General features: G+C 67.6%; 18 protein-coding genes and 6 pseudogenes. 10 read left to right on the top strand and 14 right to left on the bottom strand.

All coding sequences use genetic code 11. The features are described 5' to 3' along the window. The first annotated feature begins 229 nt into the window (after positions 1-229). On the top strand, positions 230-1,456 hold the full coding sequence (locus Asi02nite_RS15470) for a lanthionine synthetase LanC family protein (RefSeq protein ID WP_203713552.1): 1,227 nt from the start codon (positions 230-232) through the stop codon (positions 1,454-1,456). 5 nt (positions 1,457-1,461) lie between these two features. Continuing rightward, complete coding sequence (locus Asi02nite_RS15465; protein ID WP_203713551.1) at positions 1,462-3,414, top strand: ABC transporter ATP-binding protein; 1,953 nt, start codon at positions 1,462-1,464, stop codon at positions 3,412-3,414. 136 nt (positions 3,415-3,550) lie between these two features. On the opposite strand, the gene Asi02nite_RS15460 is transcribed toward Asi02nite_RS15465, so the two are convergent. The 3 genes from Asi02nite_RS15460 to Asi02nite_RS15450 all read right to left on the bottom strand — a co-directional run bounded on the left by Asi02nite_RS15460 (position 3,551) and on the right by Asi02nite_RS15450 (position 5,998). Next, entirely contained in the window at positions 3,551-3,958 is a 408-nt protein-coding gene (locus Asi02nite_RS15460) for a hypothetical protein (protein ID WP_203713550.1), read from the bottom strand. Positions 3,959-4,820: 862 nt separating this feature from the next. Next, on the bottom strand, positions 4,821-5,273 hold the full coding sequence (locus Asi02nite_RS15455) for a hypothetical protein (RefSeq protein ID WP_203713549.1): 453 nt from the start codon (positions 5,271-5,273) through the stop codon (positions 4,821-4,823). A 221-nt stretch (positions 5,274-5,494) separates the two neighbouring features. Continuing rightward, positions 5,495-5,998: a hypothetical protein gene (locus Asi02nite_RS15450; protein ID WP_203713547.1), complete on the bottom strand. Its 504-nt coding sequence runs from the start codon at positions 5,996-5,998 to the stop codon at positions 5,495-5,497. Between the two features lie 495 nt (positions 5,999-6,493). Here Asi02nite_RS15450 and Asi02nite_RS15445 point away from each other — a divergent pair. After that, positions 6,494-7,141 (top strand): annotated as a pseudogene (locus tag Asi02nite_RS15445) (transposase family protein). A 21-nt stretch (positions 7,142-7,162) separates the two neighbouring features. On the opposite strand, the gene Asi02nite_RS15440 reads toward Asi02nite_RS15445, so the two are convergent. After that, positions 7,163-7,636, bottom strand: coding sequence for a hypothetical protein (locus Asi02nite_RS15440; RefSeq protein ID WP_203713546.1), 474 nt, complete (start codon positions 7,634-7,636; stop codon positions 7,163-7,165). A gap of 299 nt (positions 7,637-7,935) precedes the next feature. On the opposite strand from Asi02nite_RS15440, the gene Asi02nite_RS15435 reads away from it, so the two are divergent. The 4 genes from Asi02nite_RS15435 (at position 7,936) to Asi02nite_RS15420 (ending at position 13,588) form a co-directional block, all read left to right on the top strand. Then, positions 7,936-8,451 (top strand): SigE family RNA polymerase sigma factor, encoded by a 516-nt coding sequence (locus tag Asi02nite_RS15435; protein WP_239126736.1) that lies wholly within the window; start codon positions 7,936-7,938, stop codon positions 8,449-8,451. A 158-nt stretch (positions 8,452-8,609) separates the two neighbouring features. Further along, entirely contained in the window at positions 8,610-9,302 is a 693-nt protein-coding gene (locus tag Asi02nite_RS15430; RefSeq protein WP_203713544.1) for a hypothetical protein, read from the top strand. A gap of 433 nt (positions 9,303-9,735) precedes the next feature. Further along, entirely contained in the window at positions 9,736-13,038 is a 3,303-nt protein-coding gene (locus Asi02nite_RS15425; RefSeq protein WP_203713543.1) for a S8 family serine peptidase, read from the top strand. 88 nt (positions 13,039-13,126) lie between these two features. After that, on the top strand, positions 13,127-13,588 hold the full coding sequence (locus tag Asi02nite_RS15420; protein WP_203713670.1) for a hypothetical protein: 462 nt from the start codon (positions 13,127-13,129) through the stop codon (positions 13,586-13,588). 61 nt (positions 13,589-13,649) lie between these two features. Here Asi02nite_RS15420 and Asi02nite_RS15415 read toward each other — a convergent pair. From Asi02nite_RS15415 to Asi02nite_RS15400, 4 genes and pseudogenes are all read right to left on the bottom strand, one after another. After that, positions 13,650-14,423, bottom strand: a pseudogene (locus Asi02nite_RS15415) (transposase family protein); the annotation flags it as partial. Between the two features lie 139 nt (positions 14,424-14,562). Next, a complete protein-coding gene (locus Asi02nite_RS15410) occupies positions 14,563-15,612 on the bottom strand; it encodes a hypothetical protein (RefSeq protein WP_203713542.1) in 1,050 nt (349 codons plus the stop codon). Positions 15,613-15,712: 100 nt separating this feature from the next. After that, positions 15,713-16,570: a hypothetical protein gene (locus Asi02nite_RS15405; protein ID WP_203713541.1), complete on the bottom strand. Its 858-nt coding sequence runs from the start codon at positions 16,568-16,570 to the stop codon at positions 15,713-15,715. Beyond that, positions 16,563-17,192, bottom strand: a complete 630-nt coding sequence (locus tag Asi02nite_RS15400) for an RNA polymerase sigma factor (RefSeq protein ID WP_203713539.1) — start codon at positions 17,190-17,192, stop codon at positions 16,563-16,565. Before Asi02nite_RS15400 ends, Asi02nite_RS15405 begins: the two co-directional genes overlap by 8 nt. Positions 17,193-17,614: 422 nt before the next feature. Between Asi02nite_RS15400 and Asi02nite_RS41615 the strand changes: the two are divergent. Further along, a pseudogene (locus tag Asi02nite_RS41615) lies at positions 17,615-17,725 on the top strand (IS5-like element IS4811 family transposase); the annotation flags it as partial. On the opposite strand, the pseudogene Asi02nite_RS15395 reads toward Asi02nite_RS41615, so the two are convergent. Continuing rightward, a pseudogene (locus Asi02nite_RS15395) lies at positions 17,721-17,825 on the bottom strand (IS5/IS1182 family transposase); the annotation flags it as partial. The pseudogenes Asi02nite_RS41615 and Asi02nite_RS15395 sit on opposite strands and share 5 nt — an antisense overlap. A 131-nt stretch (positions 17,826-17,956) precedes the next feature. Here Asi02nite_RS15395 and Asi02nite_RS15390 point away from each other — a divergent pair. Next, positions 17,957-18,163 (top strand): annotated as a pseudogene (locus tag Asi02nite_RS15390) (transposase); the annotation flags it as partial. Between the two features lie 56 nt (positions 18,164-18,219). Here Asi02nite_RS15390 and Asi02nite_RS41610 read toward each other — a convergent pair. Beyond that, positions 18,220-18,709: pseudogene (locus tag Asi02nite_RS41610) on the bottom strand (fumarylacetoacetate hydrolase family protein); the annotation flags it as partial. A gap of 5 nt (positions 18,710-18,714) precedes the next feature. On the opposite strand from Asi02nite_RS41610, the gene Asi02nite_RS41605 reads away from it, so the two are divergent. Continuing rightward, on the top strand, positions 18,715-18,885 hold the full coding sequence (locus Asi02nite_RS41605) for a hypothetical protein (RefSeq protein ID WP_239126735.1): 171 nt from the start codon (positions 18,715-18,717) through the stop codon (positions 18,883-18,885). Positions 18,886-18,963: 78 nt separating this feature from the next. Here Asi02nite_RS41605 and Asi02nite_RS15380 read toward each other — a convergent pair whose 3' ends face one another. From Asi02nite_RS15380 to Asi02nite_RS15365, 4 genes are read right to left on the bottom strand one after another with little or no spacing between them, the layout of a single operon-like run. Continuing rightward, positions 18,964-19,698, bottom strand: a complete 735-nt coding sequence (locus tag Asi02nite_RS15380) for an SDR family NAD(P)-dependent oxidoreductase (RefSeq protein WP_203713537.1) — start codon at positions 19,696-19,698, stop codon at positions 18,964-18,966. Further along, positions 19,695-20,948: a phosphopyruvate hydratase gene (gene eno, locus Asi02nite_RS15375; protein ID WP_203713535.1), complete on the bottom strand. Its 1,254-nt coding sequence runs from the start codon at positions 20,946-20,948 to the stop codon at positions 19,695-19,697. Before eno ends, Asi02nite_RS15380 begins: the two co-directional genes overlap by 4 nt. Beyond that, positions 20,945-21,916, bottom strand: coding sequence for an aminoglycoside phosphotransferase family protein (locus tag Asi02nite_RS15370; RefSeq protein WP_203713533.1), 972 nt, complete (start codon positions 21,914-21,916; stop codon positions 20,945-20,947). Before Asi02nite_RS15370 ends, eno begins: the two co-directional genes overlap by 4 nt. After that, positions 21,916-22,584: a GntR family transcriptional regulator gene (locus Asi02nite_RS15365; protein WP_203713531.1), complete on the bottom strand. Its 669-nt coding sequence runs from the start codon at positions 22,582-22,584 to the stop codon at positions 21,916-21,918. The genes Asi02nite_RS15370 and Asi02nite_RS15365 overlap by 1 nt, the downstream gene beginning before the upstream one ends. Positions 22,585-22,591 lie beyond the last annotated feature (7 nt).

The raw sequence follows: 22,591 nt of genomic DNA, 5'->3' as shown, positions 1-22,591 counted from the left end.
ACCATGAAGTTCAAATGAAGCAGCGACGCGGCATCCTGGTCCGGTCGCCGGCTCGCCGGTGAATCATGCTGTTCCAGATAGAGGAGAACTCAGCAGTGTCCGCTACGACGATCCCCCAGATGACCGCCGAAGATCTGATGTTCGATCTGGACCTGCACGTCGTGCCCCTCCACCCGTCGGACGTCACCGCGCCGGAGGCGGCGGTGCACCCTAGTTACCACACCGAGACGTGCCCGACGAGGGCTCGCACGTGCAAGTACGGCTGCAGCTACACCTGTCGGCGGGCGGCGCACGAGCAGAACATGTGCATCTAGGGGCCAACCCGTTGGGTCTGCTCAATCCAGCGAAGTCCGCTCGCGCGGCGGCGCTCGGCATGGACGTGGCGGCGTCCGTGGTGTCCCCGGAACGGCTCGAGGCGGGCGTCGCCGCGCTCCATGCTCAGACAGTTTTCTCGGTCGCGCGCTGGCATCCGGCCTCACTTGCGCTTGGCGACGCCGGCGCCGCGGCCGTCTGCGCAGTGCTCGACCAACGATCACCCGCCGCTGGGTGGGACCGCGTCGGCCACCAGTTCCTCAGCAACGCCGTAGCGAGCCTGTCCGATCCCCAGGTTCTGTTGTCGTTGTTCAGCGGCATCTGTGGCGCTGCTTCGGCGGTGTGGATGCTCAGCCGCGGCGGCAGGCGCTACCGCGGCTTGCGGGCACGCCTCGATTCCCGTGTGCTCCCACTGATTCACGAATCCGAGTTCGAGTTCGACGCCATCCACGGCATGTCAGGCTGGGTCGCCTACCTCACGTTCAGGGACGCCGAGCCGGAGTGCGCCGCGGCTCTGCGAACGGCAGCCACGGCACTAGCCACCCAAACCAGGGATAGCAGCGCCGACGCGGGGCTCGCTCATGGCCTAGCCGGTCCACTGGCGGCACTTGCCTTGGCACGATCAAGGTCGGATGTGGAGCTGCCGGTCGTGGACGCGGCAATTCACCGCATCGCGGACCGGTTGAGCGCCACAGCGCGCGTCGACGACGTCAGCCTCGCATGGTGCAGCGGGGCGCCAGGAGTCGCCCGGGCGCTCTGGCTAGCCGGCGAAGCCCTTGACGATGACCGTTACCGAGGGAAGGGCATCGATTTGGCGATCGCAAGCCTGCGCCCACCCATCGACGACTCGACCTATCCGACCCCCACCTTCTGTCACGGGATCGCCGGGCACCTGCTGGCCACCTCCCTGTTCTGGTGGGACACAGCTCATCCGGCGTTCCGTGATGGGGCACAGCACCTCTGCGACCTTCTCCTGGCGCGACACGCGCCGGACACGCTGTTCGGCTATCAAGACTGGGAGCAGGGCGGGAGCCCGGTTGACAACCCGGGCCTGCTGTGTGGGGCTGCCGGCGTCGCGCTGGTCCTACTCGCGTTGGCGGCCGACCGTCCGCCTGCCTGGAGCAGGTTGTTTCTGCTGGCCTGAATGCCGTGACCCTCTATCACACTGCGACCTACCGCCACCGTGGCCGCCACCGATACTCGGCGGATGCGGGGCCACCGACCACCGATCCCTTGTTCGGTGCCGGCGTCCGAGCGGCGAGCGGCTGGGTGCAGCACGACGGCGCCCGCGTCGACCTCGGCTTCTGGACCGTGGCCCTGCGGCTGCCTCGCCTGGTCGGAGGTACGTTCAAGCTCGCGTGGGACGCTGGTCGTTGGGTGTTGCCGTTCGCCCTCGCCGCGAATGTTCTCGCCGGCGCGACTGCCGCGGTCTTGCTGCTGGCCGCGAACCAGGCATTGACAGAGCTGCTTTCCGGACCCCCGACCCGCACACAGCTGATCGCTGCGCTGCCCGAGCTTCTAACCGTGGCGGCTGCGGGCGCGATCCGCAGCGTCCTTTCGTCGGCCGGCCGGGCGGCCAGCGGACGGCTCGAGCCGCGAGTCGACCGGCTCGCCTACACGCGGTTGCTCGAGCGGGCAATCCGGGTGGAGTTGGCAGTCCTGCAGGATGCCGAGTTCCACAACCTGCTGGCAGCCGCTCATCGCGGCGCCCTGTCGGCTCGTCAAGTAACGGCCGGCATTGTGGGCCTGGCCGAGGCCGCCGCTGGCCTGATCGCCTCCGCCACGGTGCTGGCAGTACTACACCCATTATTGTTGCCGCTCCTCATCGCTGTCGTCCTGCCACCGGCATGGGGGGCGGTGCGTGCGGCCCGGGCCCGCTTCATGTCGTTCAAGCGTTGGACCGAGCTCAACCGACAGCTGGAAATGCTTTCCGATCTGCTGACGAGTCCCTCTGCGGCCGAGGAGGTACGTGCCCACCAAACAGGGGACTTCCTGCTTGGCCATTACCGCCGTCTGTCCGAGCTCGCCGAGCGGGAACAAGCGCGGCTGGCCACCAGAGAAGCGGGCACGCTGCTAGTGGCTGACGGCGCAGCGGGCGTCGCCCGGGTGGCAACGTACGGCACCCTCGGCCTGTTGCTCGCCACGGGGGCGGTACCACTCGCCGTCGCGGGCACCGCCGTGCTCGCGGTCCGTACCGGCACCCAAAGTCTTACCTCGCTGGTAACGGCGATGAACGACCTGTACGAGGATGGGCTCTTCGTCCGCGACTGGCAGCATGCCTGCGAGCGGGCTGAAGCGGAGGCCATGCGCAGCGGGAGCGTCCAGCTCGCCAACCCGCCTAAGCACATCGAAGCCCGTAATCTCACTTTCGGATATCCGAACGCGATGCAGCCGGCGCTGCAGGGAATCGACGTGGTCGTACGCCAAGGCGAGGTCGTGGCACTGGTCGGCGACAACGGCTCTGGCAAAAGCACGCTGGCCAAGCTGCTGGTCGGCCTGTACCTCCCCACTGAAGGCCAGGTTCTGTGGGACGGCTGCCCGACTGGGGAACTGAACCGAGCGAGCATGTTCCAAAACGTCGCGCTCGTTTCCCAAGGCTTTGTCCAATGGCCGTTCACCACACGAGTCAACGTCACGATCGGTCGGCCGACGCGGCCACCCCTGCCGGACGTGCTCGCCGAGGCCGCGAGATTCGGCCGCGCTGACGAGGTGATCGATCGGCTGGCGCAAGGTTGGGACACGCTGCTCGCCCGGGAGTTCTGGGGCGGCACCGAGCTATCTGGCGGTCAATGGCAGCGGATTGGCCTTGCCCGGGCCCACTTTCGAAACGCCCAGGTGGTGATCTTCGACGAGCCGACCGCCGCGCTTGACCCGCGTACCGAGATCGAGGTGTTCGACCGGGTGCGCCGCCTGGCCGATGACGGCCGAAGCGTCGTCCTGGTTACTCATCGATTGGCGTCGGTCCGCTGCGCCGACCGTATTTACGTGCTCGCGGACGGACAGATGGTCGAGCACGGCACCCATGGTGCCCTCATGACCCTGGACGGCCGCTACGCCGACCTCTACCGGCTCCAAATGCGCCAGCATGAGTCGACTACGTAGGCAAGCTTGCAAACGATCACTAATAGAGGTCCGCGCAGACATAGATCTTCGGTCCCGCGGTGGTGCGACGGCCCGGGCCGTCGCCTGATCGGCGACGACCCGGTGCTCGACTGACGTGCCGCGGCTCGCCGGCCAGCTAGCGGCTGGCACCTACCGCGACCGAGCCACCGCGTGCACGGGAGACGGCTCGTCGCCAGGAGACGATCGCCACAACGCCGGCTACCAACGCGGACGCCACCCCGATCGTCCGAACCCAGGTGGCTAGCCAGATACCCATAGCGCTCGGGTCGGTCAGGTCGGCCAGTGCGCCTGTCGCGGCCAGCGCGGCGACCTCGGCCGAGGCGACGACGACGCCCAGTATCGGCGCCCATCCCCATCGGGTCAGGGCTATCAGCGCGGCAGCGACTATCAGCATCACCGCACCGGGGGGCACGGCCGGCATGTCAACTCCGGCCAGGCCCTGTAGGAAGATCCCCGCCGCACCAGCGACCAAGGCGACCGACGTCACCACACGAGATGTGCTGCCGACAGTTGGTGAGCTCATGACCATCTCCTTCTCGGTACCACCACATTGTGAGAAGGATCGTGCCGGTCATGCCGGGCAGGAGTCGTCCGCTCGTGGACGGTGATATCTGTACGTCAACGAGCGTAACTACGGCGGACACGGTGGCCAATCTGGTCCGGCGTGGGGGCAAAGCGTCCTCGGGCTGGTACAAGGTGAGCGCGGGTAGAGTGTGGTTAGTTGCGACCCGCGCCTCCCGGAGGCCGTACGCGAGCAACCCGCAGCGGGTCACGCCTAGTCGCCTTCTCGGCTGCCTGTAATACGCCGGGCTACGTCCGGACCAGTGGGCCTCGCTGAACCTAACCTCGCGCTACCTCGTCGACGCCGGCCTGACCGTACTCATCCCGGAACGCGCCGTCTCAACCGAGCTACACGCAGGTGTGCCCACGCCAACGTGTACGTGGGCGGTTAACCGCGCCGTGGGTTCTGGGTGGGCAGTCAGCGTAGGGACCTGCGCAGGTGGGCGGCGTGAGGTGCGTGCACCGCCGGGCAGCACCCGAGTACCTGACTTGGTGTGGCTAGCCGATCGCCACAGATCTTTGTAACTGGGCGGACGCCCCAGAAGGTTCATCGGTTCGAGGTCATTGCTGGAGGGCGGGCTCACCGCTGGGAGAATGATCGACATGGCGACACGGCCCGGCGCGCACCACCACAGCGCACCGGCGGTGCAGCAGCAAGCCCAGCCGTCGCCCCCGGCTGCGCGTGCGTCGGGACCCGACAATCACGATCGGCCTGTGGCTAGGTGTAGTCCGTCATGAGGTTGGTCGCAGGCGGATGGTGGCCGGCAGGCCCCGCCCAGGCTCAGCGCTTTCGCGTCTAGAGCCTGGGCGCGGTGCTGGCTTCCTCAGCTGCACGTGAAGACGGCATATCCGTAACGCGTTTCGCTACCTACCGCGCCGGTCGCGTTGTTCTTCCAGCGAAAATCGGCGGAGAAGCCCACCGATACCTGGCGGCCCTGCGTGCAGGTCGTGAAAGGAGACTCCAGGCGCTCCCACGTCGGGTTCGGCTCGGGAGATTCACCAGTCAGCTGTCCGGCGGCAATCACCCGGGTGATGTCGACGGTCGCGTCGCTACCGCCGGCGACGTCCGTAATCTCGGCCCGCGCGCGGAAGCGCTCGCTGGCATCGTCGTAGCGCAGCTCCAGGCAGCGCATCACTTGAGTGCCGACACATGTGCCCCCATCGGCAGGAAAGATCCGGACCGCGGCACTGGCTTGCGCGCTACCCATCAGGATGGCTGGTGCGGCCAGTGCCACAACAGCAAGGGATCGTGCCAGGGTTTTCGGGATGATCTTCACGATTGTCCTTTTCAAGCTGAATCCTGTGGCCCGCCGACGACGACCATGTCTTCTTTGCGGCATACGACTGGGCTTTTGCTCATCAGAGCGTCCGACGGCCAGCCTCGCAGTCGCCAGTTGCAGATCGCCTTCACGCGAGTCGTGGTGGTCACCGCTCCTCGGTCGCTTCGGCTCAGGACATGAGCTAAAGGCGCGGGTTTCGCGGTCGACGCGACCGTCGATCAGTAGTCCGGGTGCGGCAGGGGCGGTGCGCCGAACCACTCCCACCATGCCACCGCACTTGCCGAGTTGGCGTGGTGTGCGGCGAATCGGAACTTTCGGACCGGATAGTAGATCTCGTGGTTCAGGCAGCCGGCGTGCGATCCATTGGGATCCTGGTAAAGTAGCGGTTCGCCCGCCGAAGGATCCACCTGCACGCCTGGCTCCAGATTGTCGCCGTTCGAATCGCAGACGATTATAACTTTCTTCCGGTTGGGGTAGACGTACACCCCCACGGAGCCGAGGATGTGCAGTTTGTTGTCTACTTCAATCACGAGCACTCTTTCGTGCTTGCCGATTTCGCCTTCCGGCGGCGCCATTGGCGACTGAGAGACGGCCACCGCTCGCAATTCCAATCTGGGCGCTGCCGCCGGCGCGGCCTGAGCCGCGGGCGCCGCGACGCTCGCCAGCATCGCCGAAATAAGCACCGTGGCGCCGGCGAGTCTTGTGGGATGCAACTTGGGCATGAAGCTCCTCCGTGCTCGAAACATTCGCGATGAGGCTACTGATAAGCATCTTCAGATCAGTTTCAAGCCGACAGGCGAAAGACAATGCAACCTCAGGTTTGGCAATTGACGGATGGCCGAGCTGATCAATACACCCCACGTGTAGATCGACGTCTTGACCGTCGTCCGCCTGCGAGACGCCGCCTCGGCGGGAATGTTGACTGGAAATGTCGCTTCAGGACGCCCAGTGAAGTGCCCGCCGATCACCGTCGGGATACGCCTCGGCGCATTGCGCTCGAGCGGTGGAGAGTCGTAGCGCCGACCCGCCGCATTTGTCCAAAGTGGACGGCTCTGGCGGTCGGACCAGGCAATCGGGGTTCAACTTGAGTGAAGGCGACCTGAACCTTTCATCCTGGGCTTGGGCCAGGAGGATGCCGGCGCGTCGGCGATCTACATAGGACTAGTTTCCTGGTAGGACGGCAGTCGACCAAGAACAGCCAGTCTGTCCATGAGCCGGTGCTTACCTATCGTGCCAGCATCCCGCTGTCCACTCGTAGCCTGACCTACTTGACCAGGGTGATAACCCGCGCACCGTGAGGCGATCGGCTCGCGGTGGCGCAAGCTGCCCGCTGGCAGGCAGGCGCGCTGCTGGTCTTGGCTCATCTGCGTAACGGCGACACCCTTGCCGTCTGGCGGTCGGGTTCGGTGTCGGGACTGCCACCGCGTGGCGATACCTTCGGGGGTGTCGACCTGCTCGCCTCGGCTGCACCGACGCTGCAGCAGTTCATGCTGCGGGTGGCCGCGCTTGTGTACGCGATCCTGCCCGGCGCTACGCACGACCTGACCGCGGCCCGCCAGCACTGCGTGATCGACGCGCTGAACAGCGCGAACGTTGTAACGTTCGCGGACAAGGGCTATCAGGGCGTCAGCGGCATTGTGCGGACCCCGTTCAAGCGCCACCCGAAGCGGCTTCCCCTTTCTCGACGGCAGAAGGAGGTCAACCGTGCCCACGCCCGCGTCCGCGCCCTCGGTGAACGTGCCATCGCCACCTTGAAGACCTGGAAGGTCCTGGCCAAGCTGCGGTGCTGTCCACGCCGCGCCACCGCAATCGTGCAGGCCATCCTCGTCTTACAGGCCATGGAGGACCCACACCACACGGGATGAAACGGCTCTGCGAGCGTGCCCTTACTCGTTATCGAACGGCGAAGCCGTAGGCGTTGACCCGAACAACTCGGCCACGACGCCACGACCACTGAGCCCGTTGTACCACGGCCCCTGCCAATCCTCATCCCAACGACCATCGCTGTGGAAGGTGAACGCGTCCGGCGCAAGTAGGTGACAACGGAGCAGGACCGCCATCACCGCCACGTCATAGGGGAAGCGTCCAGTCTTGCAGAAGCCGTACTGGCGGTAGGGCGGAACTTCTCGGGGCACGAGAACCAAGGGTTCGCAGCTCAGATCCTGTGTCTCATCGCCGTTGAAGGCGATCGCGGCCTCGACCGACACGACCGGCGGCCCGGCGCCGAACGGGTTGCGGAGCACGATGCCCGCACCGTGAACCCGCGCAACGATCTTCCGCGTGTCGCTCACCATCTGCGGCCACGCCCGCTGAAACCGTGGATCGGTTGGCTCGTAGTCGAAGTAATGGGTGTAGCCCATGCGGCATGACCTCCCCCGGGACCGTAACGACCCATCGCGTTCTCCGCCAACCTGATGCCCCAGCACACCATCGCCACGCGCAGACCGTCCTCGCCTTCATACCGCCGAGGGCGCACCTACTCAGGATGAAAAGGGCTCATGCATACCCTGCGCGCAAGCCTCCCGCTGCTTCACCCAGAGATGCGCCTCCATATTCGGCACCACCAGGATCGCGAAGGCTCCTGATCTCGGGTCAGGCCCACCGTCGAACTCTGTGTTTCCCCGAGCAACCTTTTTCGCGGGTGGGACGTGGAAGAGGCGTGACGCACCGAGCAGCGCCGCTGTCGGCGGCCGACACCTCGTTCGTGGCCTTCGTCGAGTCGGCCTGGCAGCGCCATTTGCGGCTGGCGATGCTGCTGACGGGCGACCGGTGGCAAGCCGAGGAGCTGCTTCAAGACAGCCTTGTCAAGATGTACGAACGGTGGCGCAAGCTGTCCCAGCACGAGGATCCGCACGCATACTTGCGGCGGGTGCTGGTGAACAACCGGGTCTCGATGTGGCGCCGGCTACGACGGGAGAGCCTCGTCGGGGACCTCCCAGACCGTCCCGCGGCCGAAAGGGCCGACTCCGATGCCGACGACCTTCGCGGCGTCCTGATGTCGTTGCCTCCCCGGCAGCGCGCGGTGGTCATGCTGCGGCTCTACGAGGACCTGTCGGAGCGACAGATTGCCCAGGTGCTCGGCTGCTCGGTCGGCACGGTCAAAAGTCAATACTCGCGCGCCCTGGAGAAACTCCGGACTCTCATGCGTGCACCCATCATGGAACGGAACAGGTGAACCCGATGAACGCATTTGAATCGCGGTTGGCGAACCGGTTACACGACCTGGTCGACGACGAGCTGGATTCCGCTCCGCCGACGCGGCAGGTTCTCGACCGCGGCCGACGAGGACGCCGTCGCCGGGCCGCGACACTCGCCGGGACCTCCTTCGCGGTCGTGGCGCTCGGCGCGGTCGCGGCCGTCGCGTTCGCCGGGACGCCGTCCACCGTGCCCGGCGGGTCGGTCCAGCCGGGTGCGGCGGCGACGCCGGCCACCGTGACCGACGCTGGGCTGGAGCTGGTCGCCGCCGTTGCCAACAGCCAGAACATCAGCTTCCGGCTGACGACAACGGCGACCGGCGAGGCGAAGATGGCGGGCCCTGAGCCCACGTGGGTTACCGAGATGGCGTTCGACCCGGCCACCGCGACCGGGTACATCCGATGCTGCGGGGGCGGATCCGAGTACCGCCTCGTCAACGGGGTGCTCTACATGAGCAACGGCGCGCAGTGGCTGCGTCAGCCCGGCACCCACACGTCACTGAACATGGATGAGGACAAGCTGCGCGGTGCGTTCGTCGAGGCCGCCGACTCCCAACAGCTTTTCGTGGCGCTGCGCAGCGGCGGAAAGGTTGAGAAGACCGGCGCGGACACTTACCGCTTCGCAGCGACGAGCAGCAAGGACCAGGGGACCGTTTCCTTCACCGGCGACATCGTCGTCGGCGCGGACATGCGGGTCGCGAAGGTGACCTACGACTGGCAGCTGGACTCTAAGCAGGGCGAAATTCAGCGGTCCAAGGTTGTCCTGGAGTACTCCGGCTACGGCGCGCCGGTGACTGTCGAAGCGCCACCGAACCCGGTCCCGGTCGACTGACCTGCACTTCAGACATTTGCACAACGCAATTGACAACGGTGTTGAGTTATCCGATTACGGCCTGCCGGTGAAGGTCGAGCGTCCGACCGACGTGACTGTCGTCAGGTAGGCGTGTGTCGGTAGCGGTGACCAGGTGGGCGCGGTCGTGACATGACCGTCGGTCGCCTCGCCATTCCCAGTGCCATGTCGCCGAACTGGATCAGCGACCTTGTCCGGTCGTCGAGTCACCCAATGAGACTGGCTGCGGCTGACCAGGCCGCAGCCAGCTGCTGTCTTCTGCGAGGGAAGGAAAGCAAGAGTGGATGTATCACGACGTATCGGTGGAGGGTTCGCGGCTGCCGTAATGTTGATGGCGGGGACGGCCGTCTCCGGGGCTGCGGTGGCGGGAGCGTCACCGCCATCGGGTTCGACACGACCGGCGGCGGCGCCGGCCGTGGAGCATACGGTCACGTTGATCACCGGCGACCGGGTGACGGTGCCCAGTGATGGCGGTCAGGTGTCGGCCGAAGCCGGGCCGGGCCGGGCCGGCATGACGTTCGTAACCACGAGGGCCGGGGATCGGGTCCAGGTCGTCCCGAGCGACGCCGGCCCGTTGCTGGCCGCCGGGCGGTTGGATCCGCGGTTGTTCGACGTGACCGGGCTCGTGGAATTGGGATACGACGACCGCCGGGACCACTTGCCGTTGATCGTGACTGGCGGTGCCGCCACGGTGACCGCGACCCGCCGGAGCGTTGACGCTGTCGACGGTTTCGCTGGGGCACGGGATTTGCCGGTGGTCCACGGTGTGGCGGTGCGTCAGACGCGGGACGAGGCGGCCCAGTCCTGGCGTGCGCTGACCGAGGCAGGTAAGGCCATCCGCGGTCTGCGGGCCGGCGTGGCGAAGGTGTGGCTGGACGGGATGCGGCAGCCGACGCTGGATGTGAGCGTGCCGCAGATCGGCGCGCCGGCCGCCTGGGAGGCGGGGTACACCGGCGCCGGAAGCACGGTGGCGGTGCTCGACAGCGGCATCGACGGCACCCATCCGGACCTGGCCGGGCGGGTAATCGGTCGGGGCAACTTCACCGATGGCTTCGAAGATGATCGCGACCTGACCGGCCACGGGACACACGTAGCGGCGACCGTGGCCGGCACCGGAGCCGGATCGGACGGCAAAATTCGAGGTACCGCTCCCGGGGCGAAACTACTCGACGGCAAGGTGTGCGTGACCGAAGGTTGCGCCGAGTCATGGATCATCGCGGGCATGACCTGGGCGGCCCAGGAACAACGGGCGAAGGTGGTCAACCTGAGTCTCGGCGGGCAGGACGATCCCGAGCAACTGGACCCGGTCGAAGAGGCGGTACAGACGCTCAGCGAGCGCCACGGCACGTTGTTCGTCATCTCCGCTGGAAACACCGACGGGGGTGTCGTCGAGGGTGAGGTCTCCTCCCCTGGTACCGCCGAGTCCGCGCTCACGGTGGGCGCGGTCAACGACAGGGATGAGCTGGCGGACTTCTCCCGGCGCGGTCCACGGGCTCCCGACGACGCGCTGAAGCCGGAGATAACGGCGCCTGGAGTGAACATCGACGCGGCGCGGAGCAAGGACGCCGGAGCTGGCTGCGCCGGCAACCCTGGCGACCCGTACGCCCCCCTCTCGGGTACGTCGATGGCTGCCCCCCACGTTGCCGGCGCAGCAGCGATCTTGGCCCAGCGACACACCGACTGGTCAGGCCAGCAACTCAAGGCGGCGTTGATGTCCTCAGCGAAGCCGAACCCGGCGTATGGGGTGTACGCCCAAGGCGCCGGGCGGGTGGACGTGGCACGGGCGGTCCGGCAGAGCGTGGTAAGCGCTACTGCCGGGCTCAGCTTCGGCAAGCAGATCTGGCCACATGACGACGACCCACGCCTGACCCGGACCATCACCTACCGCAACCAGGGAACAGCGGACGTGACTCTGACGGTGCGGACTGACACGTTCAATCCAGACGGCACAGCAACCCCGAGCGGAACCTTCACCGTCAGCCCGGCAACGATAAGGGTGCCAGCCGGCGGTGAGGCGACCGTGTCGGTGAACGCCGACACCCGGATACCGGGACCGGACGGATACCTCGGCGGCTGGCTGACCGCCACCGCCGCAGACCTCGCGATACACACACCGATCGCAGTGCACAAAGAGGTCGAGAGCTACGACGTGACATTGGCACACCTCGACCGCGCCGGCTCGGCGACATCGTCCTTCACCACCGCCATGAGCAGGCGCGACAGCGGATTCTTCCGGTTCAGCCAATGGGGTGGCGGCGAGGACGGCGTCGTGACGGTCCGGGTGCCGACAGGGCACTACAGTCTAATCAGCAGCATCGACACGGAGCAGAGCCCCGACGGCCCGGGCAAGGGCGACGGGCCGGACCCACAACCGCTAAACACCACTCTGCTCGCCCAACCCGAACTTCACGTCGACCGGCCCGTGACCGTCACCCTCGACGCCCGGCTGGCACAACCGGTCTCAGTAACCGTGCCACGTCCCTCGGCCAGGCAGGTCCACGCTCACCTGGGCGCAGGGAACGACCGCGGCACCCCTGCGGGCATCACGCTTCTGGGCCGTTCTTTCGCGAACATGTACGCCGGCCGGATCGGCCCGGATCAGATGGTCGAGGGCTTCTCCTCCATCGTCAGTGGCCAGTGGGCGCACGCGAACGCGGACGGCAACACCGACAACAGCCCCTACTTCTACGTGCTGACCTACCCGGTCCGTGGCCGGATGACGCACGGCTACCAACGGAACGTGGCAGATCGTGACCTGGCTCAGGTACGTGCCGACTTCGCCCACGCCCATCCCGGCGCGGTCGGCGCGAAGAGTATCCGGTCCGCCGTGCTCGACCTTGATTCCGGCACCTTCGGCCCACCCGTCGACTTCCGCCTTCCGTTCACCCGTACGGAGTTCTACAACAGTGACCCCGGCGTCGGATCGGCGGGCGACTTCCGAGAAATCCTGGGGGAGGTGATGCTGGGCGGTACGTACGCGCCGAACTACACCGAGTACCGCAAGGGCCGCAAATATCACGAACGGTGGAACCGGGGCGTCTTCGCGCCAACCCTTCCGCCGATGGATGGCCTGTTCACTGGCGTGACACGAGCCGGCGACACCATTTCGATCAACGTGCCGCTTTTCAGCGACGGAGCCGGCCGGCCCGGGGAAAGCTATATCGCCACCGGAGAAACGACCCTGTTCCGGGATGGGACCAAGGTCACGAGCCTGGACGGACCGTCGGGCGACATCCAAGTCCCGCCAGGCGACGCGTCCTTCCGGCTGGAAATGCGCGCCGAGCGCAACACAGCCTACGCCCTGTCCGCGAAGATCGACGTCGCTTGGACATTCCGCTCGACGCATGTCGACCCCAGCAACCCAGCCGCGCTTCCATTGTGGTCAATCCGGTTCACACCCGAGCTCGACCAGCACAACACCGCACCCGCAAACAGCGTGCACGCCGTACCGATGATTGTGGAACCGCAGCCGGACGGGCCAAGCGGCACAGTCGTCAATCGCAGGGTCGAGATGTCGAGCGACGACGGCGCGTCCTGGGAACCGGTACAAGTGAAGGACGGCGTCGCCCTCGTACCCCACCCGAACGGCGCCGGCTTCGTCTCCCTACGCGCCAAGGCCACCGACAGCAATGGAAACACGGTGACCCAGACCATCACCGCGCCTACCGCTACGGTCCTCCACAGTAGCCGCCGCCAAGCGATTCCGGCTCGGCCTTGACGGATGACCGGAATCGCACCCATGCCGCCCGGTAGCCCCGCCGCACGTCACGGTAGGGCCACCGGGCGCCTCCGGTGTGCGGCACCCTATGCCCTTCGAGAAGCAGTGCGCCAGACCCAGCCCGAAGCTCCTTTCGGCGCTCGGCGTGGTGGCTTTCGACGAACGGCTTGACACGAGTGTGCGGTCGGAGGCGGCAACGACCGATCTGCTGATCCGCGCCACGCCGGCACGGCAACTGGGCCTCCAGGTCGAGGGAGCGATGGCCGGACACCGACGTGCCGTCGATGACGAAGCCGGGTGCGCGGCCCACCTTTCCAAGCTGACCCACAGTGATCCGGACGGACCGCCGCTGAGCCGGCTGACCTCCTCCGGCATTTGGCTCATCACCGCCCAACAGCCTTCGGCTGGGACGACGATGCGCCGCAACGGTCCCTTGGTAGTGGCTGTTGAACAGGTGCCCGAGGGCTTGGCCGGCGACCGCGAACCGCGCCGTCCGTTGCCTCGCTCGGACCGTGTCGGTGCCGCGCTTCCACAGAAATCGGGGCGATGATCCCGTTTGGTAGAACAGGCCGCCGCTCTTCCCATCGTCTCAACCCCCGGTCGATCGGGTTCTCGACATGATGGAGCACGACAATGGCCTGGACGATCCGGGTCGCTCGGCGTGGGCAGCAGCGCAGCTTGACCAGGATTTTCCAGGTCTTGAGGGTGGCGATCGCCCGCTCGCCGCGGACGCGGATCTTCGCGTTGGCCCAGTTGACGGCCTTCTGCCGGCGTGACAGTTTCAGCCAGAAGCGGCTCCGCTTGAACGGAGTCCACACGCTGCCGCGGGGCTCCTTGATAGCCCTTATCTGCCAAAGTCATCACGTCTGCCCTGGTCAGCGCCTCGACGATGCCGTGGGTTCGGGCTGCGGTCAGGTCGTGAACCGAGCCGGGCAGCGACGGCGAAGCCCAGACAAGACGGCCAGCCGCATCGGCGATAACCTGCACATTCACGCCGTGACGCTTGTGTTTCCCGGAGTAGTACGGCTTCTGGTCAGCGACCCGGTCGATGGGAATCAGGGTGCCGTCGAGGATCGCATACGCCAGGGGGCGGCCCGCCGATGATCCGGTCCATGGCAGTGGCCAGATCATCGGCGGCCGCCCCGAGCAGGCCTATAGCTTCCTGCGCGTACCGGCATGCGGTGGTCACGCCGACCCCGGAGCCGGCGGCCAGCCGGGTAAAGGTGTCGCCATTGCGGAGGTGCGCCAGGCAGAGGAGTGCCTGCCGTCCCCGCGTCGAGACGCCGCCATCGGGATCGGCGGTGGTTGCTGTGGTTGCGGATGCGCTCGGCGAGGTGCTTCAGGATTGGGCTGGACAACGCGATCGTGGACGGATAGGACAGCACAGGCGAAGCTCCCGGTTGGCATCGGGCCTTGGTCGATGTGCCGGCCTACCAGGAGCATCACCCTTATCGATCTGCGGCCTCGATGTACTCGTGCTGACCCGCAGGATCAGGTTGAAAGTGCCCACTATCGGAGCACGCCTTAGCCGCACTCCCAGACAACCGCGTGGACGGTTCCGCTCTCATCCTCCGCTGTGCCCGCGATGATCTTTCCGTCGTCACTGACGGAGATGGGGAGATTGACGTACGTCTCGGGTACGCTGAAGAACGCGTCCTTGAGGCGGACCATACGACCTCCTGCGGACATGACACCGTGGCCGTCCGAGTCGGTGCCGACCATCCAACCGGAATTGTTGACCCGGCGAGGGGGACCGAACATGCCCGGCACTCTCTCGAGAATGTTGAGGCGCAAGTTCCAACGCACGCCTTTCTCCTGGCTATCGAACCAGTCACGGTCTACTCCAATGATCCAACCGTTTCGGATTTGAAGTGCCACCGATCCGAACCGTCTGTTACCACCGGAGGGCAGGGGCAAGGCGTGCCCAACCCCTCGCGAATCCCATACAAACGGCACCCGCGTCGGGTTGGCCGAATTGTATACCTCGCCGACCACGACGCCATCATCATCGATCGCGTTTGCTGCTCCGCGGTCGTAACCGATCGGCAGCCTCAGCTTCGCGGGCGTCGACGTCGGGGTGTGCCAGATCAAAGGTTGATTGTCGTCGCGTGTACCGACAATCACCCCGTCGGCATTGATGCTGTTGGCCCATACACCTGTGCCGTCCGGAAGTCCGGTCACGGTGCCGCCGCGGTACACGTAGGCGACCGGCGCACCCTCGTCGTTGTAGCTGTAACCGATCGCGACGCCGGCCGAGTTGACCGATGCGATTGCGGGGTCGATGCCGCTGAACACGATCTTCGACGGCTGACCGTTGTCCCAGAGGAGCACCTGGTGTGTGCCGTCTTCTGGATACGACCGGCCGAAGATGAATCGCCCGGTCGGGTCGGCAGCCGTAACGACTGACCTCGGCACCATGTCGGGTACTGGCAGATTGTCGACCGCGCACACGGAGGGCACCGTCAGCGCCGCCGTCGCGGGCGCCTGCATAATCATCGCAGCCGACGCGACAACGAGGACACCGAAAAACGAACCGGCGAGTCGCCACCAACGAACAGAGTTGCTCGTGCCCAATGTGATACTCCCTTGCTCGACCGATGTGCTTTCTTTCTGGGCTGGGCAAGGCCGTCCCGAGGGCGCCCGGACGGCGATCCCCGAGGAACTTGTCGAGGGATTACGGTCGTTCGACATTGACCACCAATCCGTATCCGGAGAACTCCAGAGTCATTTCAAGCGGATCGTGCCCAGCGACCTGCGCGTTGAAGACAATCTTGCTGACCTTGCCGGAGTCCACTCCCACCATGACAGTGGTCGATTCCGTACGTTGTCCGTCCTGCGAAGCGCTGTCCGTCGAGACCACATACGTGTTCACCGCGTTTGCCCCGCTGCCTGAAGGGCCCATATCTTTGACTCGCCCCCGTGACTCCAAGGCCCGGAGTAATTCGGCGGGGTCAACCGTAGGTGACCCGCCTCTCGCGTTATTCACACCTCCGCGAATCGGAAAGCCCGTGACACCGGTCAGTTTCTGGAATGTCGGCTTGCCGCTTCTCGGACCCGATCGAAGGTAGCCGTCGTCGCCGATGATCCTGAATTCCCACACCTCACCGGCCGCAGACGTCGACCGGAGATATCCCTTGGAACCCGCCGGGTCATATTCGCCTTCGAGCACCTGAGGCAGCGAGGTCGACACCTTGAGCCGGAAGCTGGTATGCACCGTGGCGTTCACCGCGGCAGCGAGCCGAAGATTTGCCGCGTCGGCAACGGACATAGCCGGGGGGTTCAGGGCCGCTGGTTTGCTGACTAGTCCGACACCCGCACCGGCCACCGCCACCGCCGCGACTACGACAGCCGGTAACGCCAAGCGCAGCAGCGGTCGTGGCCACCAGGACCGCAACGCAAACCGACCATCCCCCATTGACCCACGGCGCGCAATCACGGCCTCGCGCAGTCGCGACTCGGCTCCAGCGAGTTCTTCAAGGTCCGGCCTCGGTATGTCCGAGCGCATTGCCTTGAGCAAGCTCATTTCATCCATGGAATGATCCCTCCTGAATCGCGGTCGGGTCGACCCCACCGAGTGCGTCACGTAGCGCGCGCCGCGCCCTGCTGATTCGTGACCGCACCGTCCCCACCGGCACGCCAAGCGCGGCGGCCGTCTCCTCGTACGTCAGCTCCGCCCACGCGATCAGCAGCAGCGCGTCTCGCTGACCAGCCGATAGGCGACCAAGTGCTCCGGCCAACCGCTGGCTCATCAACTTTGCGCCGACACGGGCGTCGCTGCGATCGGTAAAGCAGACCAGCACCGGATCGATGCCCGTGCGCTCCATCGCCCGCAGCTGCTTGAGCTCGGTACGCCGGAACCTGCCCAATCGGTTCGTCGCAATGCCGTACAGCCAGGGCCGAGCATCTACCAGGCTGCTGTCGTAACGCTGGCGCTGCCGAAACGCCTCCAGGAACGTGTCCGCCAGCACGTCCTCCGCGTCGTGCGGGCCGATGCGTCGCGCGATGTAACGTTTGATCACGCTGGCGTGCCGGCGGAAGAGCACAGCGAACACTTCCGGCTCAAGATGGGATCGCCGGACAATCACGGCGTCATCCGCCTCGCTCTCGTCGCCTTCTCGACGCCCAGATTCAGCGACCAGTCTCTGCTCGATCATGTGATCTCTGGCCCTCTCGACTATTGGTTCACACACCTGTCATTGCCCACACAGCTCAAAGCAGTTCCCGACCCCGGTGGTGGACTGTGGGATGTCACGGCGTCAACCGGCCAGCCATCCCGCTGACGACGACTGCAGCTGGATGAGGGATCGGGTGTCGCCAGCCGAGGTCGCAGAAGTTTGGTTCCGCCGTTAAGTCGCCCACTACCGACACCATCGGCCGGGGTCGGTGAGGCCACAGGCGTCGCTTCAAGTTCTTTCAGGACACCGTGTCCGCGCCACGCGCGCGGTTTCGACTGGGCCGCGGTGAGGTGCTCCGAAGCGCTAGCAATCCAACGGTCTCGCCGGCACCGAAGGGTCCGGAGCCCGCCGCACCTGGTCCTCGACCGGCTCCGGGCCCGGCTACGCACCGGTGTGGAACGCGAGGTCCAACCCCGACCGCGGCGATCATGGACTCGCAAACGGTCAAGGCCGCCGACACCGTCGGCGTCGCCAAACGCGGCTTCGACAACGGCAAGAAAATCAACGGCCGCATCGCTGCGCGACCAGCCGGACCAGCTTGCGGAACTGGGCGGGCTGCAGCCCGGTGAACGGGAAGATCCAGTCCGGGTTGGCTGCCGAGATCACCTGCAGGTGATCGTCATCGATGACCGTCCTCAGCAGACAGACAACGGGGGTACGAGGCATGTTAGGACCTCTTAGTACTGCAACGGCACTTAGAGCGTGTTTGAGAACGTCTCATGTGGTCGGTGCGGCGGGATGACATGGGCTGCGATGCAGGGCAGGCTGCCACGGTGTCGTCACCGCGTCGTGGTTACCCGTCTGATCTGACCGATGCCCAGTGGGCTCTGATCGAGCCGCTGCTGCCGGAACCAGCCACGGAGGGGCGGCGGGAGAAGCATCCGCGGCGGGAGGTCGTCAACGCGATCTTGTACGTGGTGCGGTCGGGTTGTCCGTGGCGGTATCTGCCCGCGGCGAGGTAAGGGAGGCGGCCCGACAGGGCCACGCCTTCCGGGGTGCCGGTGTTGAGCAGGTCGCCTGGCTCCAGGACCGTGATCTGGCTCAGCTGGTGGATCAGCGTGGCCACCGAGAAGACCATCGGCGGTCGACGAGTCCTGGCGTGGCTCGCCGTTGACCCAGGAGCGGAGGCGCAGGGTCTGTGGGTCCGCGATCTCGTCCGCGGTCACCAGCCACGGACCCAGCGGGTTGAACGTCTCGCAGCTCTTGCCCTTAGACCACTGGCCGCCGCTCTGGCGGAGCTGGAGCTCGCGCTCCGAGACGTCGTTCGCGATCGCGTAGCCGGCCACGTAATCAAGAGCCTCCGACGGGGACGACAGGTAGCGGGCCCGGCGGCCGATCACGACCGCCAGCTCCACCTCCCAGTCCGTCTCCTTCGACGCGCGCGGGATCAGGACCTCGTCGTCCGGGCCGACGACCGTGTTCGGGGCCTTGTAGAACATCACCGGCTGTTCCGGTGGGGCCGCGCCCGACTCCGCCGCGTGGGCCGCGTAGTTCATTCCCGATGCAGAGCACCACGCTCGGCCGGGCGATGGGGGCGCCGATCCGCTGGCCCGCCGCGTCGAAGAGCGGCAGCGAACCCGCGGCGTGCGCCGCGCGTACCCGCTCGATGCCGTCACCGGCGAAGAACGCCGGGTCGATGTCGGCGGTGACGGCGCTCAGGTCGAAATGCTGACCCGACGCGTCGAGCAGGACGGGACGCTCCGCTCCGGCCGCGCCGATCCGCATCAGTCGCATGCCGCTTCTCCTTCACTCAGGCGGCGACCAGGCCGCCGTCGATCACCAGCTCCGTGCCGGTGACGAACTCGGCCTCGTCCGACGCCAGGTACAGCGCGGCCGCGGCCACCTCGCCCGGGGTGGCCAGCCGGCCCATCGGCTGCCGGGCGACGAGCTGTGCGCGCGTCGCCACGGGGTCGTCGGTCGCCGCCAGCAGCCGACCCACCCAGGGCGAGTCGACCGTACCCGGACACACGCTGTTGGCCCGCACCCCGGTACCCGCGTACTGCACGGCGACCTGCTTGGTGAACGCGATGACGGCACCCTTGCTGGCGCAGTACGCGGCCCGGTCCTTGAGCCCGACCAGTCCCGCCGCCGACGCGGTGTTGACGATCGCGCCCCGGCCGGCGGCCAGCATGTGCGGCAGCGCGTACTTGCAGCCGAGGAAGACGCCCCGGGTGTTGACCGCGAAGACCGCGTCCCACTCCTCCTCGGAGCAGGCGATCGGGTCGGTGGTCGACGAGAGGCCGGCGTTGTTGCACAGCACGTCGATCCGCCCGGTTTCCGTCATCGCCTGGTCGACCAGGGCCTGGATGTCGGCCGAGACCGTCACGTCGACCTTCACCGCCACGGCACCGGACGGGCACCCCGCCGGGGCGAGGTCGGCGGCGTAGACCGTCGCGCCCTCGGCCAGGAACCGGCTGGCCATCGCGAAACCGATGCCGGAGCCGGCCCCGGTGACCAGCACGGTGCGACCCTCGAACCTGTTCATGTGACGTCCTCCCACGGGCCGGCGAACGTCGTGTCCTCCAGCGCCTCGAACTCCAGCAACCTGTTCCACTTGGCGGTGCGTTCCGACCGGTGGGTCGAGCCGACCTTGATCTGCCCGGCCCGCCACCCGACCGCGAGGTCGGCCACCCACGCGTCCTCGGTCTCTCCCGACCGGGCGGAGACGATCGTGCGGTAGCCGGCCGACCGCGCCGCCGCGACCACCGCGGCCGCCCCGCTGACCAGCCCGTTCTGGTTGGGCTTGACGAGGACGGCGTTGGCGACGCCGGCGGAAACCCCGCGCGAGAGCCGCGACAGATCGGTCACAAAAAGATCATCACCGACGAGTTGTACGCCCGGCAGCCGCGCGGTCACCGCCGCCCAGCCGGCCCAGTCGTCCTCGGCCAGCGGGTCCTCGACGGAGAGCACCGGATAGTCGACGCACCAGGACGCCACCTCGTCGACCAGCTCGGCCGCGGTCAGGTGGCGGCCTTCCCGGCGCAGCTGGTAGGCCCCGTCGGCGAAGAACTCCGTGGCCGCGAGGTCGAGCGCCAGACCGACCCGGCCGGTCAGCCCCGCCGCCTCGATGCCGTCGACGACCAGCTCCAGCGCCGCCCGGTTGGTCGGCAACCGCAGACCCAACCCGCCTTCGTCGGCGACCAGCGCGGCCGCGTCGTGGCCGCCGTCCAGGGCCAGGCGGGCGGTGGCGGCGCGGACCGCGGAGGCCCACTCGATCGCCTCCGCGAAGCTGCCGGCGGCGTGCGGGACGACCAACACGTCCTGGATGTCGATCGCGCTGCCCGCGTGTGCTCCGCCCGAGACCACGTTGACCATCGGCATGGGCAGCAGCAGCGGCCCGGCGCCCGTCAGGTGCCGCGCGAGCGAGACACCCGCGTCCGCGGCGGCGGCCCGGGCGGCGGCGACGGACACCGCGAGCACCGCGTTGGCGCCCACGGACGCGTACGGCGGCGAGGCGACCGACGGCAGCGCGTCGTCCACCGCAGCGACGTCCACACCGGCGACGGCGGCCGCGAGCACACCCTCCACGTGGGACACGGCGGTACGCACGCCGCGGCCGCCGTAGCGGGCACCGCCGTCCCGCAGCTCCACGGCCTCGTGCGAACCCGCCGAGGCGCCCGACGGCACGGTCGCGAGGCCCACCGCTCCCCCGTCGAGCAGAACGCGGCACGCGACCGTCGGCCGGCCGCGCGAGTCGAGCGCCTCCCAGCCGCGCACCTCCCGGACCCGGGTCACCCGCCCACCTCTTCCCACAGCTCCTCGATGGTCGGGCTCGCCGACGCCGCCAGCGCCCGCACCGCCGACACGCGCACCTGCGCCCGGCCGTCCGCCGTCAGGTAGTCGGCCGGCGACTTGCCGTCGACCCGGGACAGCAGCAGGCACGCGGTGTGCCAACCGAGCCGGTCGACGGGCGCCGGCCCGTACGCCGCCAGGAACGCGGCGGCCGCACCCCGCAACGCCGTCGCCGCCGCGGGCCGGTGCACGGCCTTCAGCAGCAGGTGGCACTGCAGGAACGCCAGGTCGAACACCGCCGCGCCGACGTGCGCGACCTCGAAGTCCAGCACCCACAACCCGCCGTCGGGCCCGACGAGCACGTTCTTGGGCGAGAAGTCGCCGTGCACGAGGCACTCGCGGGCCGAGGTCAGGTCGTCGACGCACGCGTCGATCGCGGCGCGGAGGGCCGGATGCCGGGACCGCACGAACCGGTGGAACGGCGCCACCCGCAGCTGTTCGAACGCCTCGTAGTCGGCGAACCGGGCCGCCACCGACGCATCACCGGCCGTCGCGCGGTGCCACGCACCCAGGATCCGGCCGAGCGTCGCGGCCACACCGGCGAACCGCGCGCCCGACGGCGGCTCGTCCAGCAGCACGCTCTTCCACGACTGCCAGCCGGCCGGCGCACCGGTCATCGTCAGCACCAGCGCGGCCGGGTCGACGTCCACCATGGACGGTGTGTGCGCCGGCGTGAGGGAGTGCAGCAGCGACAGCGCCGCAGCCTCGGTCAGCAACCGTTCGGGCTTCGCCCGCCATTCGGTCGCGACGCCCAGCCGGTCGAGCGCCTGTTTGACCACCAGGCGCCGCTCGCCGGCCGAGACGAGCACGACCACGCCGCTGACGCCACCGGCGAGCAGCGTGGCCGTGCCGCCCGCCGCCAGCACGCCCCGGCTGCGCAGGTGGTCGACCGCGGTCTCGGCGGTGAGCATCAGTCGGTGAAATAGTCGGGGTGCTCGCGCCGGAGCGCCGGTGCCTGGTCGGCGGCCCGGCGCGCGTGCGCCCGGACCAGGTCGCTGCCGCCGGCCACGTCGCCCCGCTCCAGCGCGTCGACGATCGCCCGGTGCTCGGCGAGCAACTCGCGCAGCGTCCGCGGGTCCGGGAGGCTCAGCCGGCGCAACCGGTCGAGCTGCACCTTCATCCGCTGGACGGCCTGCCAGGCGCCGGGATGCCCGCTCAGCACGAAGATTTGCTCGTGCAACGCCTCGTCGGCGGCGAAGAAGCCGTCGGGATCGCCGGCCCGCGCGGCCAGGCGCTGGCGGTCGAGCAACGCACGCAGCTCGGCGACGTCACCGCCGCACGCACCCGCGAAGGCCGCCGCCTCGAGGTTCTCGCGGACGAACCGGGCCTCCTCCACGTCCCGCAGCCGGATCAGCGCGACCCGCGTGCCGACCTGGGGCACCACCGTGACCAGGCCCGCGTCGGCGAGCCGGGCGATAGCCTCGCGTAACGGCGTGCGGCTCACACCCAGCTGTTCGGCGAGGTCGGTCTCGGAGAGCGCGGTGCCCGGGGCGAGCCGCAGGTCGCGGATCGCGGTCACCAGCGCCGCGTAGACCTCGTCAGACGCCCGGCGACGGGTACGCACGACCGGCATCAGCATGCGAGGA

The sequence above is a fragment of the Asanoa siamensis genome (genome assembly GCF_016862555.1).
Taxonomy (GTDB): domain Bacteria; phylum Actinomycetota; class Actinomycetes; order Mycobacteriales; family Micromonosporaceae; genus Asanoa; species Asanoa siamensis.
The sequence above is the reverse complement of the archived record's forward strand: the minus strand, read 5'-3'. Positions and strand labels throughout refer to the sequence as shown.

Excerpts from the sequence above, each read along its gene's own strand:
- Asi02nite_RS15380 (WP_203713537.1), bottom strand. The coding sequence starts at position 19,698 with ATGAACAGGTTCGAGGGTCGCACCGTGCTGGTCACCGGGGCCGGCTCC.
- Asi02nite_RS15440 (WP_203713546.1), bottom strand. The coding sequence starts at position 7,636 with ATGGGCTACACCCATTACTTCGACTACGAGCCAACCGATCCACGGTTT.
- Asi02nite_RS15370 (WP_203713533.1), bottom strand. The coding sequence starts at position 21,916 with ATGCTCACCGCCGAGACCGCGGTCGACCACCTGCGCAGCCGGGGCGTG.
- Asi02nite_RS41605 (WP_239126735.1), top strand. The coding sequence starts at position 18,715 with ATGCAGAGCACCACGCTCGGCCGGGCGATGGGGGCGCCGATCCGCTGG.
- Asi02nite_RS15400 (WP_203713539.1), bottom strand. The coding sequence starts at position 17,192 with ATGATCGAGCAGAGACTGGTCGCTGAATCTGGGCGTCGAGAAGGCGAC.
- Asi02nite_RS15405 (WP_203713541.1), bottom strand. The coding sequence starts at position 16,570 with ATGGATGAAATGAGCTTGCTCAAGGCAATGCGCTCGGACATACCGAGG.
- Asi02nite_RS15460 (WP_203713550.1), bottom strand. The coding sequence starts at position 3,958 with ATGAGCTCACCAACTGTCGGCAGCACATCTCGTGTGGTGACGTCGGTC.
- Asi02nite_RS15365 (WP_203713531.1), bottom strand. The coding sequence starts at position 22,584 with ATGCTGATGCCGGTCGTGCGTACCCGTCGCCGGGCGTCTGACGAGGTC.
- Asi02nite_RS15450 (WP_203713547.1), bottom strand. The coding sequence starts at position 5,998 with ATGCCCAAGTTGCATCCCACAAGACTCGCCGGCGCCACGGTGCTTATT.
- Asi02nite_RS15420 (WP_203713670.1), top strand. The coding sequence starts at position 13,127 with ATGCCCTTCGAGAAGCAGTGCGCCAGACCCAGCCCGAAGCTCCTTTCG.